General features: G+C 37.1%; 17 protein-coding genes. 2 read left to right on the forward strand and 15 right to left on the reverse strand.

The genetic code is table 11. The annotated features are described in order from the left end of the window. Positions 1-53 precede the first annotated feature (53 nt). The 12 genes from APRE_RS06195 to APRE_RS06250 all read right to left on the reverse strand — a co-directional run bounded on the left by APRE_RS06195 (position 54) and on the right by APRE_RS06250 (position 13685). Positions 54-1136 carry a YrzE family protein gene (locus APRE_RS06195; protein WP_015778141.1) on the reverse strand — a complete coding sequence of 361 codons (1083 nt, stop codon included), beginning with the start codon at positions 1134-1136 and terminating at the stop codon, positions 54-56. Positions 1137-1226: 90 nt separating this feature from the next. Beyond that, complete coding sequence (locus APRE_RS06200; RefSeq protein WP_015778142.1) at positions 1227-2150, reverse strand: restriction endonuclease; 924 nt, start codon at positions 2148-2150, stop codon at positions 1227-1229. A 51-nt stretch (positions 2151-2201) separates the two neighbouring features. Then, positions 2202-4292 (reverse strand): DEAD/DEAH box helicase, encoded by a 2091-nt coding sequence (locus APRE_RS06205; RefSeq protein ID WP_015778143.1) that lies wholly within the window; start codon positions 4290-4292, stop codon positions 2202-2204. Continuing rightward, positions 4289-5614 carry an ATP-binding protein gene (locus APRE_RS06210; RefSeq protein WP_015778144.1) on the reverse strand — a complete coding sequence of 442 codons (1326 nt, stop codon included), beginning with the start codon at positions 5612-5614 and terminating at the stop codon, positions 4289-4291. Before APRE_RS06210 ends, APRE_RS06205 begins: the two co-directional genes overlap by 4 nt. Continuing rightward, positions 5601-6977 (reverse strand): tellurite resistance TerB C-terminal domain-containing protein, encoded by a 1377-nt coding sequence (locus APRE_RS06215; protein WP_015778145.1) that lies wholly within the window; start codon positions 6975-6977, stop codon positions 5601-5603. The genes APRE_RS06210 and APRE_RS06215 overlap by 14 nt, the downstream gene beginning before the upstream one ends. A gap of 127 nt (positions 6978-7104) precedes the next feature. Beyond that, complete coding sequence (locus APRE_RS06220; protein WP_015778146.1) at positions 7105-7959, reverse strand: fructosamine kinase family protein; 855 nt, start codon at positions 7957-7959, stop codon at positions 7105-7107. A 66-nt stretch (positions 7960-8025) separates the two neighbouring features. Continuing rightward, positions 8026-8481, reverse strand: coding sequence for a MarR family winged helix-turn-helix transcriptional regulator (locus APRE_RS06225; RefSeq protein ID WP_015778147.1), 456 nt, complete (start codon positions 8479-8481; stop codon positions 8026-8028). A 165-nt stretch (positions 8482-8646) separates the two neighbouring features. Beyond that, complete coding sequence (locus APRE_RS06230; RefSeq protein WP_015778148.1) at positions 8647-9903, reverse strand: CapA family protein; 1257 nt, start codon at positions 9901-9903, stop codon at positions 8647-8649. Between the two features lie 4 nt (positions 9904-9907). Then, entirely contained in the window at positions 9908-10987 is a 1080-nt protein-coding gene (locus tag APRE_RS06235) for an ABC transporter substrate-binding protein (protein WP_015778149.1), read from the reverse strand. Then, positions 10980-11789 (reverse strand): ABC transporter permease, encoded by an 810-nt coding sequence (locus APRE_RS06240; RefSeq protein WP_015778150.1) that lies wholly within the window; start codon positions 11787-11789, stop codon positions 10980-10982. Before APRE_RS06240 ends, APRE_RS06235 begins: the two co-directional genes overlap by 8 nt. Further along, positions 11789-12580 carry an ABC transporter permease gene (locus APRE_RS06245; RefSeq protein WP_015778151.1) on the reverse strand — a complete coding sequence of 264 codons (792 nt, stop codon included), beginning with the start codon at positions 12578-12580 and terminating at the stop codon, positions 11789-11791. Before APRE_RS06245 ends, APRE_RS06240 begins: the two co-directional genes overlap by 1 nt. Further along, positions 12573-13685: an ABC transporter ATP-binding protein gene (locus APRE_RS06250; protein ID WP_015778152.1), complete on the reverse strand. Its 1113-nt coding sequence runs from the start codon at positions 13683-13685 to the stop codon at positions 12573-12575. The genes APRE_RS06245 and APRE_RS06250 overlap by 8 nt, the downstream gene beginning before the upstream one ends. A 210-nt stretch (positions 13686-13895) precedes the next feature. Here APRE_RS06250 and APRE_RS06255 point away from each other — a divergent pair, with 210 nt between their 5' ends. Both APRE_RS06255 and APRE_RS06260 read left to right on the forward strand, forming a co-directional pair. Further along, a complete protein-coding gene (locus tag APRE_RS06255; protein WP_015778153.1) occupies positions 13896-15089 on the forward strand; it encodes a dicarboxylate/amino acid:cation symporter in 1194 nt (397 codons plus the stop codon). A 2-nt stretch (positions 15090-15091) separates the two neighbouring features. Continuing rightward, positions 15092-16360 (forward strand): L-cysteine desulfidase family protein, encoded by a 1269-nt coding sequence (locus APRE_RS06260; protein ID WP_015778154.1) that lies wholly within the window; start codon positions 15092-15094, stop codon positions 16358-16360. Between the two features lie 71 nt (positions 16361-16431). On the opposite strand, the gene APRE_RS06265 is transcribed toward APRE_RS06260, so the two are convergent. The 3 genes from APRE_RS06265 to APRE_RS06270 form a co-directional block, all read right to left on the reverse strand. After that, a complete protein-coding gene (locus APRE_RS06265) occupies positions 16432-17379 on the reverse strand; it encodes an L-lactate dehydrogenase (RefSeq protein WP_015778155.1) in 948 nt (315 codons plus the stop codon). Positions 17380-17606: 227 nt separating this feature from the next. Continuing rightward, positions 17607-17759, reverse strand: coding sequence for a hypothetical protein (locus APRE_RS09730; RefSeq protein WP_015778156.1), 153 nt, complete (start codon positions 17757-17759; stop codon positions 17607-17609). A gap of 41 nt (positions 17760-17800) precedes the next feature. After that, complete coding sequence (locus APRE_RS06270; RefSeq protein WP_015778157.1) at positions 17801-18808, reverse strand: alpha/beta fold hydrolase; 1008 nt, start codon at positions 18806-18808, stop codon at positions 17801-17803. Positions 18809-18981 lie beyond the last annotated feature (173 nt).

Below are 18981 nucleotides of genomic sequence, written 5' to 3' on the forward strand. Positions count from 1 at the left end.
ATCATAGAAAAAGCCCTTAGGCAATCCTAAAGGCTTAAGAAATTATTTTCTTTTTATTTTCTAACGAATTCTTTGGCTTTATTTTCACCAAGTTTACCAGCGTAAGCTGATACTACTAGGGCAAGTACAAGTCCTACAAATACAAGTACTGATCCTGCTGATGCCTTGTTAGAAGCATCTTCTGCTCCTTTTTTAGCTCCTTCTACAGTTTCGTCAACTTTATCACTTGCTTCGTTTGAAAGCTTGGTGATTTCTTCACTTGCATTGTTAATTGCCTTTTCAGCTTCTTTAGAAGCATCTTGTAAGCCATTGTAGATATTTTCTGAAACTTCGCTAGCTTCTGCTTCTGTAAGGTCGCTATTTTGTGCAACTGCATTGTCAATTGCTTCCTTATCAGCAGAATCTGCTATAGTTTTTGCTCTTTCAGATAATGAATCTGTTAGATCTTTTATGATTTGATCCTTGTTTTCTGGGTTAAGGGCTAAATCCTTAACTGCAGCTGTGATTTCATCTCTAGATTCTTGAAGTTGTCCTTCTAGATACTCTGGTTGAAGTTCAGCAACCTCTGTATCAGCTAGATATTTTTCTAGATTTCCTTGAAGTTCTTCTGTGTCAATATCTGAAATCTTAGCTCCTGCACTTTCAAGTGCCTTGCTTGCTGCATCTCCTGCAACATTTGAAACAGATCCTGCAACATTACCTACTGCATCTCCTGTAGTTTTTGCTACAGATCCAATTACATTTCCTGCCATACCGAGGGCTGATGATACTGCGTTAAATACTAATGTTATTAGTAATAAAATAGTAAGTGCCCAAGTAATAGCTCCGTGAAGAAGACCTGTTGATCTTGCAGAATATCCTGCAACAAATCCACCCGCGCAGAATGCGATGATTAGGGTAATGATTGTCCAAATACCTGTACCAATTCCAACTCCTGCCATTGGGTTTGCGCTTGTAGGTGCAAATAGGCCAAATCCTAGTGCTGCTGTTAGTAGGCTTAGAACAGTAAATACTGCTGCTGCACTTACAGCACCTGCTATGATTGAGCCCCAAGATAGGTTTTTACCAGCTTGGATAGGACTTGTTTCTTGTTCATAGACAGCCCTATTAGCTCTTCTGTTATTTTTTTCTGTCATATTTCCTCCTTATGATGTCAAATCATTTTCAAATTAAAATACATAAGCATTTTCTATGCTTGCTGTACTATTATACCCAATTTTGCCAAATTACCTACTATTTTTGTAAATTTCTTGCTCTCTTAGGATTTCTGCGACCATATCTCTGCCCTTTTGCATCTTCTTTATGTTTTTGATATCGAGAATTATGACCTCATTTTTGATCAAATCATTCTTGCTTTTTTCTGTAAGATAGGATGAATTTATAATAAGAATTGGCCTAAGCCTCGTATCCATACCAGAAATTTTTCCTATCATTTCCTTAATGAAATCTTCCCTTAATTTTTTTTCAAAATCATAGTTTCTAATCTCAATTGCAAAACGCTTTTCATCCTTTTTGGCATATAGATCAAATCTGTGAGTTCTTTGGAACTCTTCCTGGAAGGGCTCGACCCTGTAGCCTGATTTTCTAAAGGCCTTGGCTATAAATTCTTCTGTAGTAAGGTCAATGTTAATCTTTCTTAGGGCCTTCAAGAGATTGGTCGGATTTATCTTAAATACTGCCCTATACTCTGTTCTTTCTCCATATCTTTTGATGTCAAATCCGATTACTAGATCATTAATCACATTGAAATTGCCGTGGGCTATAGCATTTCTAATATGACGAAGAAGAGCCATAGTCTTTGTTTCACTATTATCAGCCAGAGTCATTACTAGCTTTTGCTCATCTACACTGAGCTTTCCTCTGAATTTATTAGCGAGATTCTCCCTAATATCCTCGGTAAAAAGCACATCCCTGTCTCCTAATTTCATAGAAGCCATAATGTCCTTGAAAATATAATCGTCATATTCTGGATTTAGGAGAAGGGGATTTACCTTGGCCTGCTCGGAAGTAATATTTGGCACATACCACAAGAGCATCTTTATGGCCTCATCAAGATCTGGGCTTAACTTTATCGGAATTTCCTTATGGTCTATAGAAAAATCCATAAGTTTACCAGTCTTATTTATTTCAAACTTGTCTGTAATTTCCATCATTTCACCTTTTTCTTTTACTATCTACTAATATCTTACCCAAATACATATTTATTCTCCTATCTTCAAATAATCATAGGCTCCTTCAAGGTCTAGTAAATTCCTCAAGATGTATTTAATCTTAAGATTTTCGCTTACAAGGTCCATATACTTATTTCCCAAAAGATAAGTCCTAATAAGTTTTGGATTATCTTCTAGATAAGTTTGGATTTCACTTATCTCTACTGGATTTTTCCTAATTTCCTTAAGAGTCTTCCTAATATTTTTCCCCCTTATGGTTGATGAAGAATCTATGAGCTTGTAAGTAGAATCTCCAGACCTTATATTTAGGATAAGGGTAAGGGTCCTATTAATCCTTGTCCCACGGAAGGTTCTAAGACCTTGTCCATCTTTATCATTAATTAGATAAAAGCCTTCCTTGTCAGGAGAAATATTCAAGCTATCAATCACTTCATTGATTTTGTCATTAAAGGAATATTTTGCTCTTTTCCCTATAATCTCTTCCATTTTTCTTCTAATCTCATCAGATATATCTTCCTGGCTAGATGCTCCAAAGTCAGGAGCCTTTCCATCTTCAGCCTTCGTCACTGTGATTTTTTTAGCCCTCAGATTAATCGATTGAACTTCCCAGATGAGTCCCCCCAGATAGATTCCATCTCCCTTCTTAAGGTCGATTGATTTTTCTATTTCGCCAATTTTGCCCTTGTCATTAAAAACATGAAAATTATCCTTACTTATAAATTGATTGTAGAAAGAGCCCATTTTGAGGAGCTTTTCGCATTCGATTCCTCCTATGTACTCATTTTCGAGTCTTTCGATATAGCCTTTTTCTATCATATGCTCTGTAAGTTCCATAAATTCTTCATGGTCTATATCAAAGTCTAACTTCTTATCTAAAACACTATAGTCTTCGATACTCAATCCATTATTTTCCAAAAGAGTAGATAGGATTTGATGGGCAAAGACATCGTAGGGACACTTTATAGGATAAATTTTGTCAAGTCTTCCTTCCTTAAAGAGGATAATTGTCGCAAGGGATTGGACTAGGTCCCATGGATTTGTAGCTATTTGATGAAGGATTGACTTTCCGGTCTTTCTCCCCGACCTACCTAGTCTTTGGGCAAGGGATAGGATAGAAAACGTAGATCCATACTGGCAAATCGAATAGACGCTACCTATATCTATTCCTAGCTCTAGGGTTGAAGTTGCACATATTATAAAGTTCTCTCCCTCCCTATTTTTGGCGAAATCCTCTATTTCCTTTCTTTTATTCTTACTAACAGAAGAATGGTGGGAGAAGATTTGAGTATTTACTTGCTCTTCGCTTGCTTTTTTCTTAAGCTTAACAGCAAGCTCTTCGACAAGCTTTCTTGAATTTGGGAAGGCGAGCATGGATCCGTCACTTGCAAAGGATAGGATTTGATCCACTGTCTTATCGCTTATATGATCTTCCTCATCATAAGAAATCGTAGCTTCTAGCTCATTTTTGGAGGAGTCTACGATTAATTTAGTCTCTCTATTGTTCTTGAAAAATCCCTTACAAATATGGTAATTTAAGTCTCCTACTGTTGCAGAAAGCCCAATAAATCTCGGGTTCTTTTCAGTGTAGGCAAGGATTCTCTTAAGGAGACTTCTAAGCTGAGCACCCCTATTTCCAGTAAGGAAGCTGTGGATTTCATCGACTATTATATAATCTAAGCCAGTAAATAACTTTCTAGCCTCAAGACTTTTGTTTACAAAAATCGCCTCCAAGGATTCAGGGGTTATAAGACAAATTCCGGAAGGATTTTCCAATAATTTTTCTTTTCTCGTCTGATTGGCCTCTCCATGCCAACTAGTTACACTTATCCCTATCTCATCACACATGGCAAAAACTCTCTTAAACTGATCATTAATCAAGGCTATAAGGGGAGAAATATAAAGAATCCTAAGACCCTTATCGAATTCATTTGCTTTTGATATGGCAGGGAGAAAGGCCGCCTCAGTCTTGCCAGCTGCTGTCGGAGCTATAAAGATAAGATTGTCCTCGGTCTCATAAAACTCCCTGATAGAAGCTTTTTGAATCTTAGTTAGGCTTGGCCACTTATTCTTGTAGACAAACTCCCTCATAGGCCTTGATAATAGTAAATATGGATCTGTCATAGGATAAAGATATCGTCGTCGTGATCTTGAGGATCTTTTTCGACAGGACTTGATAAATTTTGAAATTTACTTGCTAAGATTTGATCTATACTTATATCAGGATTCTGTCTTTTAAGGTCTAGGATTTCGAGGAAGTCCTTGATTACAGCCCTAGGAGTGAGAAACTCCTTGGCTCCAGGTCTATTAAGTTGGCCTTCCATGTATCTTATGATAGTCTCCTTATCCATGTGGATTTCTTCCTTGTAATTGATATTATAAATATTTAGAAGATTTTCAAGGAGGGTAAAGATCTCTTCTTCTGTAAGGGGCTTAAGTATAAGGGCAGTCTTTTTGGTATTGATAAACTCTAAATCTGTATCATCAACCCTTCCAAGCCTCCCAGCAAGGGCCCCGTAGGAGCTCATTCCCCTCGACTCGTCAAAGACTGTAGCCCTTGTTGCTCCAAAGTTTATGAAAAGATTCTTGGCCTTGCCACTTTTAGCCTCGTTATATATATTTAATATCCTCTCATAATTTCTCTCTCGAGTTACAGATTGGGCAAGCTTGTAGAGATTGACTGCCTCGTCAAAATTAATCACAAAGCCGGAAAATCCAATTGAGTGAAAAAGCTCAGACAGATTTTTGATAGCCTCGAAGTAATTATCGTCATTTATAATCTCACATATACCAAGTTCTTTCTTGGCTTCTGTCTTTGTAGAAATATCTCCCCTAAGCCAGCGAATAGCCTTAGTTTTAAGGTCCCTATCATTAGCAACAAGGCCTTCGTAGTATTTTACAATAGCCTGACCCATCTCATAGGAAAGACCAACCGAATCAAAGTCTTCTAGAGCATCGAGTATCTTTTCTTCTACCTCCTCCTTGTATTCTCCCTTGATTAGATCTTTCATCTCCCAAAGATTTTCACGGGAAAGCTCTGTAAAGATTTTCATTATCCATTCTTCTACAATCTCTCCTAGGACATTGCCGCCCCTTTTGGTTTTGGTCTTTATATTATCAGCAATTTCCCTGTAAAGGGCCTGGGCCTTCTTATCTGTTGCGTAAAATCTCCTCTGTGGAGCAAGGTCAATGGTAGATGTAACGAAGTTTTTGGATAGGGCTAGTTGCTCTATTGTAGCAAGCATAAAGGACTTACCTGAACCGAAGTCGCCTACCCAAAATCTAAGATCACTTCCGCCTTTACTTACATCATCAAGGACATCAATTATCTCTTCTACTTCCGCACGCCTGCCTACAAGGAGGTGTTCTATGCCCATATTGGGTACGATTCCTGCCTCTAGGGATTTGATTATTACTTGTGCTTGCTTCGGATTAATCTTTGCCATCTATAATCTCCTTAATCATTTCTACATAAAAAGAATCTATACTTATCTTCCCATCTTCATTTATCAAAGTCTGATCATCTATATAATCAAATAATTCTTCATTTATATCTCCAATAAAAGAATTTAGAATTTTCCCCTCTTCTAGGGCGATTTGACTAGCATCATCTTCCCCAAGAGATCCCTTATCGAGGATTAATTTAAGAAAGGTCTTGCTAGTTTCGCTAATAGAAATGCTCTCATTTTCTTTACTTTCTTGGTTCACTTTCCTATCATCTTCTGTAATTATATCTTCTCTAGGAACTTCTTCGAAAGATAAAGCGTCACTGTCGGATAAAAAGTCTTCTACTATACTGACCGTTTCATCCAAATCCTTCCTCGAATCAGCAAGTTTTGACTTATCGATTTGGATTTTCTTCTGTGGCTTCTTGTCGAGTTTTAGGATTTCATCTATAAGCTCAATTGACATGTCTCTTCTTTCTACTAGGCTTATAAAGCTATCGTAATTTTCTTCATGAATCAGATCGAGAAGCCTTTTTCTGTCTTTATTTTGAAACTTTCCGTGCTTAAACAAATAATAAAATCCTAGGACCTTGGTAGGAGAAAAGTCTTCTTTGCTTAAATTTCTAGAAAGCTTTCCTATATCGACTAGGTCCTTGTGGCTTTCTACAAAGCTTATCTGCTTACTTATATCAGCTTCTAGAATATAAGAGGTCCAGTCTTTAAATTTATTGGGATTTGCTAGAAGATAGTTTTCAAATATTTCTTCTTTTCTTAAGTCGTCAATATTTTCATAGAAAAAATCAAGCTCTTCTAGGATAAAGTCCAACAAGTCCCTAGAATCATTTTTTTCTAAGACTTCTACTTGCTTACTGGAATCTATTTTAGCAAATATCCAGAAATACTCCCTAAATTTTTCCTCTGTTACTAGAAGGAGGGCTTCTAGGATGGATTTAGAAATGGTGTAGGGACTTATGTATTTTCTAATTTTTCCTGTATCAAGGCTATCTTCATCTAGAGCTTTCTTTACTATAGTGAGATAGGATTCTACAAGGAGGTCTCTTGAAGCTTTATGGGACCAAACTTGGTTAGCCCTGCGACTTACTTGACTTATAAGTTTCATCTCTTCTCTCTTATAGGAAAGCTTATGGAAAAGATCCTTATATTCTGACCAAAAGCCCAAATAATCATCTGAATCCTTATATGAAACATTCCTAGGACTTTCTTTCTTTTTATCTTCAATATTAAAATTAAATTGCACCTTGCCTAGTTTTCTCTTATAAGTTTTCTTCCTATCCTTCTTATCAATTGTCGATAGGTCTTTAAGCAAACCATCAATCAAATCCACCACGTCATCAATCTTCATAAGCCCTCCTTCAAAATCCTCTTCCTATCATTATACTTCTTTATACAATTTGTCTTTTAAAAGAGGACTCAAAAAAGCTGGCAAAGCCAGCTAATCAAGAAGATATTTTAAATTAAATCTTAAAACCCTAATTTTCCGAACTTTTAGATAAGATCTTCTCAATTGACAAATCTACTGATGACCTATACATATTCCCGAACTTATGAAGGTGGACCATAAGGAGGTAAAGTCTATAGAACTCGAGCCTTATAGCCCTTTCAGGGTCTTTTTTAATATCTTGTAGATAGGTCCTGTAGAAATTATCATCAAATCCAGAAAACACTGTGCTTACTCCTATATCAAACTCCCAATCTCCATAAAGGGGAGCTGGGTCAAAAAGATAAGCCTTGCCCTCTACAGAAAACATGGCGTTGCCTGGCCACAAGTCTCCATGAAGAAGGACGGGCACACTTTCTCGTCTTCTAAGATAAGTATCTATCACTTCCCTAATCTTTTCGTAAGTAGCTAGGTCTTCACCTGACCAAATTTTTCCTTCGATTAACTTATCTTTGAGCTTATCTAATCTTTCTTCTAGGAAAACTTCACTCCAGCTATCCTTAAAGGCATTGGAAAAGGAAATAGCAGAACCACGATAGGCAAAGTCAAAGCCGAACTTGCCATTGGGACTTTTTATTTGGTGGACCTTCTTAAGCTCTTTGGCAAGATCTCCTTGGTCAAGCCATCTTCCTTCTTCTATATAATCTAGGAGAAGGTAAGCACCATCCTCATTTACTCCACTATCCAAAACCCTTGGGGCACTTACTCCATATTTCTCAAAAAGCTTAAGGCCTGCAATTTCTGCCTGGAAGAAATTAATATCTCCTCCTCTTTGAAGCAGAATGAAATATGGGCCCTTGTCTGTGTAGACCTTAAAGGCCTCGTTCACATCTCCTCCCCTCACACTTCTTATATCATATGCTCCATCTATATTTAAATCTATCACATTATCACCTCCTATAACTCTTACCCAAAATAAAAAAGCCATACCAGAATCACTGATATGACAATATTATTCTAATGATTTAATTTTATTATCTTGCCATTCCAAAACGGATTCAACCATCTGGTCTAAGACTTTGTGGAAGATTCCTATAGACTCATCGTCAATCTTGATACTAGCTTCCTTGATAAATTCTTCACTAACATGAGAAATATTATTAAGCTCCTCTACTCCCTTTTTTGAAAGGCTTATTGATTTTCTTCTCATGTCTTCTATATCTGGCTTGCGTTCGATTAAATCGTCCCTTTCCATCCTGTCTAGGAGGCCAGTCATAGTTGACTCTCTAATATTCATCTGCTTGGCCAAATCTTTTTGGTTAGTCGACCCGACCGAATTTATATAATACATCGCAATGCACTGGCTTCTAGTAAGTCCGTACTTTAAAACGACATTGTTAAAGGCATCGTTCATTATCTTAGCTGCTTTTGATGTTGCAAAGGGCATATATTCTTCAAATTTTAACATAATATCTCCTTCCAGATACCAAACTCCTTTGGCATCTTTCAACTTGGGGCTACATAAGCCCCGTTCTTCATTATATCCATGAATAAGATTTCTGTAAAGTTTGCTTAGGATATAAAATAAATGTAAAAAGCCTAAATATATTTAGGCCCTTCTATAACATATTTACTATTCAATTTCCCTATACAAGGTCTCAAGGTTCATATCATATCCTAGTCTAATTAAATCTTGGGTTCCGTAATCGAGAGTAGCCATCAAATCATCGTCATCAAGATATCTTGTAGCGACATAAGTCTTATCTAGGTAGCCATACTCGTCAAAGGACCTATCTACTATAGTCGTATGGGACTTAAAGGATTTAATTTTTGCCTTATCTCCTGGCTTTTTTTCAATATTACACTCGACAAGGAGACCCTGCTCAACCCTGTAGTCTCCCTCGAAGGCTATAGCCTTTTGGTTGGAGAGAAGATTTCCTAAAGAGTAATAGATTAGTCCACTCCTGCCGTCCTTACCCTTATAGACTTCTTGAGGCTGGATTACGTGGGGATGGTTTCCTATAACTATATCTGCTCCCCAGTCAACCATATCGTGGGCTAATTCTATTTGATCTTCTCTTGGGTAAGACGAGTACTCCTCACCCCAATGAGGATAAACTACTATAAGGTCAACATTTTTCTTCTTAAGTTTTTCTATATCAGTCTTTACTTGATGAGGAGAAAGGGTGTTTACCATATTATATTTTTCTTTAGTATCTAGGAGATAGTCGTTTCCATTTAGGATTTCTGTATAGGAAAGAATCCCTATCCTTATCCCATTAACTTCCTTAATAACATAAGGTCTGTAGGAAGACTCGCTTGTTCCAACATAGTCTAAGCCATGTTTTTTGATAGCTTCAATTGTACTAGTAAGCCCCTCCACTCCCGTATCAAGGCAGTGGTTGTTGGCTGTCGTAAGAAGATCTACTCCAGAATCTTTTATAGCCTTATAGATATTTTCGTTACAGTTAAATAAAGGATAGCCCGATACTTCATAGTCCCCATTTACACTAAATTCGTTATTTAGCATAAAGAAGTCAAAGTCTTCGGCAAATCCCTTGATATCCTCAAAGGATCTTGAATAGTCATAATCGCCTTCGCCGTAGTTTAGGGCGTAGTCATTAATTGGCATATGAGGAATTATATCCCCACCAAAGAGGAGGCTCGCTGTCTTGGTTTCTTCCTTTTCCTCTTCCTTCTCCTTTTTATTTTTCTCAATATAGGCATCTATTTCTGGATACCTCTTGTTTCTTACATCATCCTTCTTGATCCTTCTTTCAAAGTCCTTTTTGTTTAGGGTATCACTCTTTGAGCTTTCGCCCGTATTACAAGCTACAAGACTTGTTATTATTAGAAAGATTAGGGAAAATATTCTTAATTTCTTTTTCATCTTATCACTCCGCTTGTGGTGAAATCTTAAGGTCTAGGAAAAGGTCATTATATAAAATAGTGCTTTCCTTATCTAGGGCCTTGAAGACTTCTAGTTTATTTATAATTTCATCATCTGGATAAAGGGTCTTGTCATTTCGAGCCTCAGAATCTATTAAATCCATGGCCTTCTTGTTTGGAGTCGCATACCAAATATAGTCTGCATTTTGGGCAGCATTTTCTGGCTCTAACATGAAGTTGATAAAGGCATAGGCAGCCTTTTTGTTCTTGCTAGTTTTTGGGATAACCATGGTATCAAACCAAATGTTAGAACCCTCCTTTGGTATGACATAGGAAAGATCTTCGTTAGATTCTATGGCACTTGAGGCATCTCCCGAAAATGTCAGGCCGACATTGGCCTCTTCTAGGGCCATATACATCCTTATCTCATCGGCAAGGATGGCCTTGACATTGCCCATAAGACCTATAAGCTCATTCCTTATTTCTGTAAGCTTTTTTGGATCTTCTGTATTTAGACTTAAGTTATTTGCGAGAAGTCCTATTCCCATTGTCTCACGAGCTCCATCAAAGCTTAGGATTTCTCCCTCAAACTTAGGATCCCACAAGTTCTTCCAGGAATCAAAGTCGCTAGCCTGGTATTTTTTAGTATTATACAAGATACCGAAGGTCCCCCAAAGATAAGGAATCGAATATTCATTTCCCGGATCATATTCCCTATCTAGGAATCTCTCGTCGATATTAGAAAGGCCCTCGATTTTCGAATGGTCAAGCTTTTCTAGTAGCCCCTGGTCTCTCATCATCTCCACTGCATATTCACTGGGAATACAGATATCAAAGTCGGTTGATTTTTGTTTAATCTTGGTAATCATGGCCTCATTTGAATCGAAAGTCTCCATAACTACATTAAAACCAGTCTCTTCCTCAAACTTATCCAAAAGCTCAGGATCTATATAATCTCCCCAATTGTATAAGTAAAAGGTATTTGCCTCTGCTATTTCCTTGCCTCCAAGAAGAATGGACTTTAGGCCTAGGAGGAGGAAAATTCCCACAATACAGGCTAGGAAAAATTTATATACCTTATTCATCTACTTTTCTCCTTTCCATTATCTTCATCTCCCTTTGGCTAATAAAATAATAAATAACTACTAAAAAGAGAGATGCCAGAAACATCAAGGTCGATAGGGCATTTATCTCAAGAGAAATCCCCGTCCTAACTCTGGAGTAAATCTCAACAGAAAGGGTTGTAAAGCCAGATCCTGTAACGAAAAAGGTAACTGCAAAGTCATCCAAGGAGTAGGTCAAGGCCATAAAAAATCCTGTAAGTACCCCACTTGTAATATTTGGTAGGATGATTTTGTTAAGGATAGTTATATCACTTGCACCTAAATCTTCTGCCGCAAGAATCATGGAAGGATTCAGACTATAAAGTCTTGGCAATACCATAAGGACCACAATGGGAATCGAGAAGGCTATATGGGAGAGTAAAACCGTCATAAAGCCCATCGGTATCTTTATAAGAAAGGTAAAGAGAACCAAAAAGCTTGCTCCCATCATTACATCAGGCATAACCATAAGGACTGAGTTAAAGTTTAATACTCTTTTTCTAATCCTATCGCTTCTTAGATAATAGATAGCTATGGCCCCACAAGTTCCAATAATTGTCGCTACAAGGCTTGACAAAAGCCCCAAGACTATGGTATTTATCACAATCGTCCAAAGCCTAGTATCATGGAAGACTTCCTTGTAATGGTCTAGGGAAAATCCCACAAAGGAATTCATATTGGTCCCCCTATTAAAGGAATAAAATATTAGATAGGCTATGGGCAGGTATAAGAGGATAAAGATAAATATTAAATATAAATTTGAAATTTTAAATTTTCTCTTCATTAATTTTTATCCTTTCTAGTATTTAGGGCACTCATTACAACAAACATTAAGACGATTAGAACTAGGCCAATTGTAGCTCCCATCCCCCAATTTTGTGTAACCAGATAATGCTCCTCAACCGCAGTTCCCAGGGTTATGATCTTATTTCCTCCTATTATCCTTGTAATTAGAAAGAGGGATAGGGAGGGAATAAATACGGCTTGACTTCCTGCTATTACTCCATCCATAGAAAGAGGGAGGATAATTTTCCTAAAAGTCTGCCATCTGCTTGCCCCCAAGTCCTCGCTTGCTATCAGATACTCATTTGGTATCGAATCAAGGGCCCTAAAGATTGGTAGTATCATAAAGGGAAGCTCCACATAAGAAGCTACCAAGACGAAGGCTGGGTTGGTGAACAAAAGCCCCTCACTTACTAGGGAAAAGACCTGGGCAATTGGTCCATGTTTACTCAAAAGTCCAATAAAGGCATAGGCCTTTAGCAAAAGATTAATCCAAGTAGGTAGTGTTACCAAAAGGAGAAAGAACTCCTTGTTTTTTGAATTAGTCAAAAAATATGCAAAGGGATAAGCCAAAATCAGGGTCGTTATAGTTATCAAAAAGGCCGTCAAGAATGAATTTAGGGTCATCTTGATATAATTACCAGACCTAAAATAAGAAATATAATTGTCAAAGGTAAAGTTGCCATAGATATCAAAAAATGATTGATACAAAAGCATAGCTATAGGTGCAATTATAAAAAGAACGATCCATAAATAATATAGGCTTGATAGGGCCCTGTATTTTTTATTCATCATCATCTCCTATAGCATATTTCTCGATTCTCTTATCGAAATCATCTTCTGATTCGTTAAATCTCATTACATGAATATCGCTTGGATCTATGGAAATTCCAACAACATCTCCTTCTTCAAATCTCTTGGTAGTATGGATCTTCCACCTGAAATCATCTTCATCGAAGCAAATTAGCTCATTGAAGACTCCCCTAAACAAGACATTGTCTACACTCATCTTAATATCTGCTTGCCTCTCCTTTGAGACATTGATATCTTCAGGCCTTATAACTACTTCAACCTTCTCTCCCTTAGGGATTCCTGCATCCTCACAGGCAAAGTCCTTGTTGGAAAACTCTACTAGATAATCATCTTTCATCACAGCACTTAGGATATTGCTCTCCCCGATAAATTCTGCAACATACCTATTGATTGGCTCATCGTAGATATCTGTAGGCGTTCCTGATTGAACGATTTCTCCCTTATCCATTACGAAAATCTCATCGGATAGGGCTAGGGCTTCTTCCTGGTCGTGGGTTACAAAGACAAAGGTAATACCTAGCTCCCACTGGATATTTGAAAGGAGGACCTGCATGGATTTTCTTAGCTTCATGTCAAGGGCCGACAAAGGCTCATCTAAGAGGAGTACATCTGGTCGATTTACTATGGCACGAGCTATGGCGACTCTCTGCCTTTGTCCTCCTGACATTTGTGAGATTTTTCTTTTCTCAAAGCCAGAAAGATTTACCATATCGAGGGCCTTTTTGACCTCTTCTTTGATTAGCTTCTTATCCATCTTCTTTATATTTAAGCCGAAGGCAACATTATCGTAGACATTCATATGAGGAAAGAGAGAATAATTCTGGAAAACTGTATTTACCTTTCTCTTATTGGCTGGAGTATTACTTACGTCCTCCCCATTTATAAATACATCCCCACTAGTTTGCTCGACAAAGCCTGCTATTATATTTAGAATTGTAGTCTTTCCGCAACCTGATGGTCCTAGAAGGGTATAAAACTTCCCCTTTTCAAGCGTTAGATCTACCGTTTTTAAAACTAGTTCGTCATCATAAGACTTTGTGACATTTCTTAAGACGACACTTTTGTTAGAAAAATTATTTTCCATCTTTCCTCCTACTTTCTTCTTATCTTATAGAAAAGTATACCATAAAATCCTATTCTTTTAACAGTTTTATCAAATATTTTTACAAAAGAGAAGAGGAAACTCATAAAGAAATCTTTCTAATATTTAATTCAACCTATGAAAACTTTTTCTTGACCGAAAATTTCCTATAGCTTATAATTTATTTATAAATATATTTATTAGGAGGTATTTATGTCAGACGCAAAAGTTAAAAAATCATTTTTTAACAGCTTACTTTTTAAGCTAATTATAGCCATTGCTATAGGAATTTTCCTAGGTAATATTGCAAACGAAGGTGCAATCCAAGTGATTTCTACAATCAAAAATATTTTGAGTAATCTAATCAACTACATAGTACCTATCATAATCCTTGCATTTATTACCCCAGCTATAGTATCCTTAAACGAAAGTGCGGGTAAGGTCTTATCCCTAACCCTAATTATTTGTTATCTTTCATCAGTGGGAGCTGCTCTTTTCTCCTTTATCGCTGGAAAAGCTATAATCCCACACCTACACATAGTTAGTGCAACAGAAGCTGGAAAGAAAATCCCAGAGATTTTATTCCAAATGGATATCCCTTCCATCATGCCTGTAATGACCGCTCTTGTCACTGCGATTCTCTTTGGTCTTGCAGTAATATGGACCAAATCTGAAACTTGGGCCAATCTTTTAAGAGAGTTCAACAATATGGTTCTTGAGATAGTAAATAGAGTAATAATTAAAGTACTACCTTTTTATATTGCGACAACCTTCGCAGAACTTTCCTATGAAGGAGTAATCCTAAGCCAATTTCCAGTATTTCTCAAGGTCATAGTAATCGTAATTTTGGGCCATTATATTTGGTTAGCCCTACTTTATGGTCTCGGCGGAATTTTTTCTAAGACAAATCCTATAGAAGTCTTGAAATATTATCCACCAGCCTATGTTACTGCCCTTGGAACAATGTCTTCAGCTGCAACACTTTCAGTTTCACTTCAGTGTTCAAGAAAGGCAAAGACCCTAGATCCAAAGATTAGAGACTTCGTAGTTTCACTTTGCTCTAACACCCACCTTTGTGGATCAGTCCTTACAGAAACATTTTTCGTAATGATAGTAAGCCAAGTCCTCTACGGCTCTCTTCCAAGCACGGGAAATATGATTCTTTTCATCCTCCTTCTTGGAATATTTGCTATAGGAGCACCTGGAGTTCCAGGAGGAACTGTTATGGCCTCTTTAGGTCTTATCACTTCTATTCTTGGCTTTGATGCGACAGGAACTGCCCTAATCCTTTCAATATTTGCCCTCCAAGATTCCTTCGGAACAGCTTGCAATATCACAGGAGATGGAGCCATCGCCCTAATGGTTACTGGACTTTTGGGTAAGGTTCCAAACAAGGCAAGGTCCTAGTTATGACAGACTTTAAAGAGTTAATCAAAGAAGAGCTAATACCTGCCACAGGTTGCACTGAACCAATTGCTATAGCCTACGCATCAGCTAAGGCAAGAGAGGTTCTAGGATCTGATCCAGAAAAAATTATCGCAAATCTTTCTAGCAATATCATTAAAAACGCCAACTCTGTAACCGTCCCTTCCACCATGGGTAGGAAGGGAATAGAGATATCAGTAGTTGCTGGTATATATTTAGGGGACCCTAATAGGGAACTTGAAGTCCTAGCAGATGTTGATAAGAGTAAGCTTGATTTCTGTGATAAGATTATAGAAGAAGGGCTGGTAAGGGTAAACCTCGCTAGAGAACACGAGGGGCTTTTTATCCAAATCATCCTTGAAAATAAAAAGTCTACAGCAAGCGTCACTATAGCTGATAGCCATACCAATATTATTGAAATAAAAAAGGACGGCAAGCTAATATATCAAAAGGAAAAGGAAGAAGCAGTAAAAGAGGATATTGACTTTTCTTTCGATAAGGTTTATGATTTTGCTAGAACTTGTGATTATTCTGATATCAAGGAAATTCTCGATAGGCAAATTTCTTTTAATGAAAAAATCGCAGAAGAAGGAATCAAAAACGACTGGGGAGCTAATATAGGAAAACTCATCCTAAATAATGACCCATCAAACTACTATGAGAAGCTCGCTGCCTTTGCTGCAGCAGGATCTGATGCTAGGATGAACGGCTGTGAGCTGCCTGTAATCATTAACTCAGGATCAGGAAATCAAGGAATTACTACCTCAGTCCCTGTAATCTTATATGCCAGAGACAATGATTTCTCAGAAGATGAGCTCTACAGGGCCCTTATATTTTCTAATCTAATTGCTTTGTATATCAAAAACAAAATAGGCAAGCTTTCTGCCTACTGTGGAGTAGTATCTGCCTCTGCTGCAGCTATCGCTTCCATAGCTTTTATAAACAAAGAAGATAAGAAGATTGTAGAAGATACGATTACTAACGCCCTAGCCGTAAACTCCGGAATAATATGTGACGGGGCCAAGTCCTCTTGTGCTATGAAGATCGCTTCAAGCCTTAGAAATGCGAGCCTTGCCTATATGCAGGCCAAGACAGACAATTCCTTTGAAGTAGGAGATGGCATAGTCAAAGAAAATATAGACAAAACGATCGATACAGTTGCAAGAATTGCAAAATACGGAATGAAAAAGACTGACGAGGTCGTCTTAAGCGAGATGATAGGCAAGGATGACTATCTCGAAGACTTTGAATAAAATAAGCTCCTGACTAGGCTTTCCTAATCGGGAGCTTTAATTATTACTTAAGTTTACTCTAATTAATCTTCTTATCTATTTTTCTTTAAATCTGCCAGCAAGAAGTTTTCCTTAAGGTCCCTACATGACTTATCAAACATGTCTTGTTCTCTCTTATCTATTGGCATCTCTAGGATTTTCTCTGCACCATTTTTGCCGATTACAGTTGGTACTCCTGTATAGAGTCCCTCGTTCTTATACTCTCCACTAAGCTTAGCAGAAGCCATAAGAACTCTCTTCTCGTCAAGAAGGATTGCCCTTGTAAAGGCTAGAAGACAATTAGCTATACCAAAGTGAGTTGCACCCTTGCCCTTAATAATCCTAAAGGCCTTATCTCTAATCATCTCTCCTACCTTATCCTTGTAGGAATCGTCTATATTGTCGATAAATTGATCGATTCCAATCCCATTAATATTGGCATTTGACCAAACAGCAACAGAAGAGTTGCCATGCTCACCTATAACATAAGCATTGATATCAGCTACATTAAAGCCTGTTTCAAGGGCGAGATATTGGGCAAATCTTGCTGAGTCAAGGCTAGTTCCAGTTCCTACGATTCTTTCAAAAGGAAAACCTGAAACTTCCTCAACAACCCTTGCTATAACATCAACTGGATTTGTTGCAAGAAGGATTACCCCGTCGTAGCCATTTTCTACAACTTTTGGAACTGTATCTAGGACCATTTCTGTTGCAATCTTGATATCATCAAGCCTATTTACGAGATTTTTCTGGCTATTTCCATAGGCGAGTACTACAAGGTCAGCGTCTTTGCAATCTTCGTAACTTCCACTTCTAACGATGGTTGCAGATGATGTTAGGACTGTAGCATCCAAAAGGTCGTTGACATCGGCTACTTCCTTATCTTTTCTTATATCTATAATTACAAGCTCACTTGCAAGGGTTGAGTTTACAAGAGCAAAAGCGTAGGAGCTTCCTACAAAACCATCCCCTATCAAGACAACTTTATTTCTATTATTCATAATTTCCTCCTCATGTTTTCTACCTATACACTTTACACCTTTTAATTTTTCTATAAAGCAAATTGAAAATCAAGATATGAAATCGAATAATAATCTGATTTATTGATAAAAAATGGGCAAATAAAAAGCCAAAATCTCCAGTATAAACTTGTAAAGCTGAGCTAATCGAAAGATTAAAGATTTCAAGCTAAAGTCTATCCCAAGAGATTTTGGCTATAATTATTTATTTACTTGTCAGGATTCTTGTATCCTTCTTCTACTATTTCTTCGCCTGTGCAAGTGTTGAATTTTTTTCCATTGAATTTTTCAACTCCGCAGTACTCGCCGTCTTTTATATTCTTTTCTTCTTTTTTGATATCTTTTTCTTTCTTTTCAGTCATAATATCCTCCTATTTGTTATTATTTTACCCATATTCAATAATTAATCTTCTAATATTTTTAAAATATCTTCATAAACTATATCCTTATCTGTTTCATTTAGGATCTCATGGCGCATCTTGTCGTAGGTTTTGCTTCCTATATTTTTATATCCCAAATCCTTTAGGAGCTTTAGAGATCTACTTACTCCCTTCTCACCCTTAGTTATCATATCATCTCTTCCAGTTAAGTTATATATTGGAAGAGATCTGTTCTTCATCCTATATTTTGATTTTTGAGATAGTTTTTTATTTATTTCTATCAAAACCTTAGTGTAACCTATGGTAAAGTTAAAGATTCTCATTGGATCATTGTATTTATCATGTCTATTTTTCTCATCATAAGATATAAAGTCTAGCGAATCATCCCCAGTCCCAACTAAATGATTAATTATATTTGATCTTTGATGACTTCCTATATAAAAGCAAAATACATTTGCAAAGAAAAAGGCAACTTTTGCAAATCCGTCTTGGGGTGGCGTACCAGTTAGGATAAGTTTACTTATCAAATCATCATTTTCTTGCAAGAATACCCTAGCTGTCATAGATCCCATAGAGTGACCCAGCATATATATTGGCACATCTTTATATTTAGTCTTTATATATTTTGTGACCATAGATGTATCATTTACAAGCTCACTTGCTCTTTGCATGTGGCCGTTCGGATATCTTTCGCTTAAGGACTTGCCATGCCCCCTATGATCGTGAATTACAACCGCATAACCATTATCATTTAGATATTTTGCAAAATCCATGTAGTTTCCACCATGCTCACTCATCCCGTGAACTAGTTGAACAACTGCCTTTGGATTCTCATTTTCAAGCTCTCTTACAAAGCTATCGAAACCATCTGCTCCTGTTAGGTAATATTCTCTATAGTTTGAAATACTTCTAACGTCAAACTTCTTATAAAATTTCTTGCCTAGATTAATCGACCTATACCTTCTTTCTTGTATGTAATAGTAGACTTGAGGTATAAGTAGGATTAATACGATTATTAAAAAATATTTCATATAAGTCCTCCTTCCTATATTAATACCCAAAATAAAAATGGGGCTGTTGCAAAACTATGAATAATCATCGTACCATCGTTAGAAGGTTCTCTTAGGAAATTTTTAGTGATGCCTGCCGGCTGATGGAGGCAAAATTTCCGTGGGGTTTCTTCTAACGATAATGGTACGATTTA

This window comes from Anaerococcus prevotii DSM 20548, from assembly GCF_000024105.1.
GTDB classification, from domain to species: Bacteria; Bacillota; Clostridia; order Tissierellales; family Peptoniphilaceae; genus Anaerococcus; species Anaerococcus prevotii.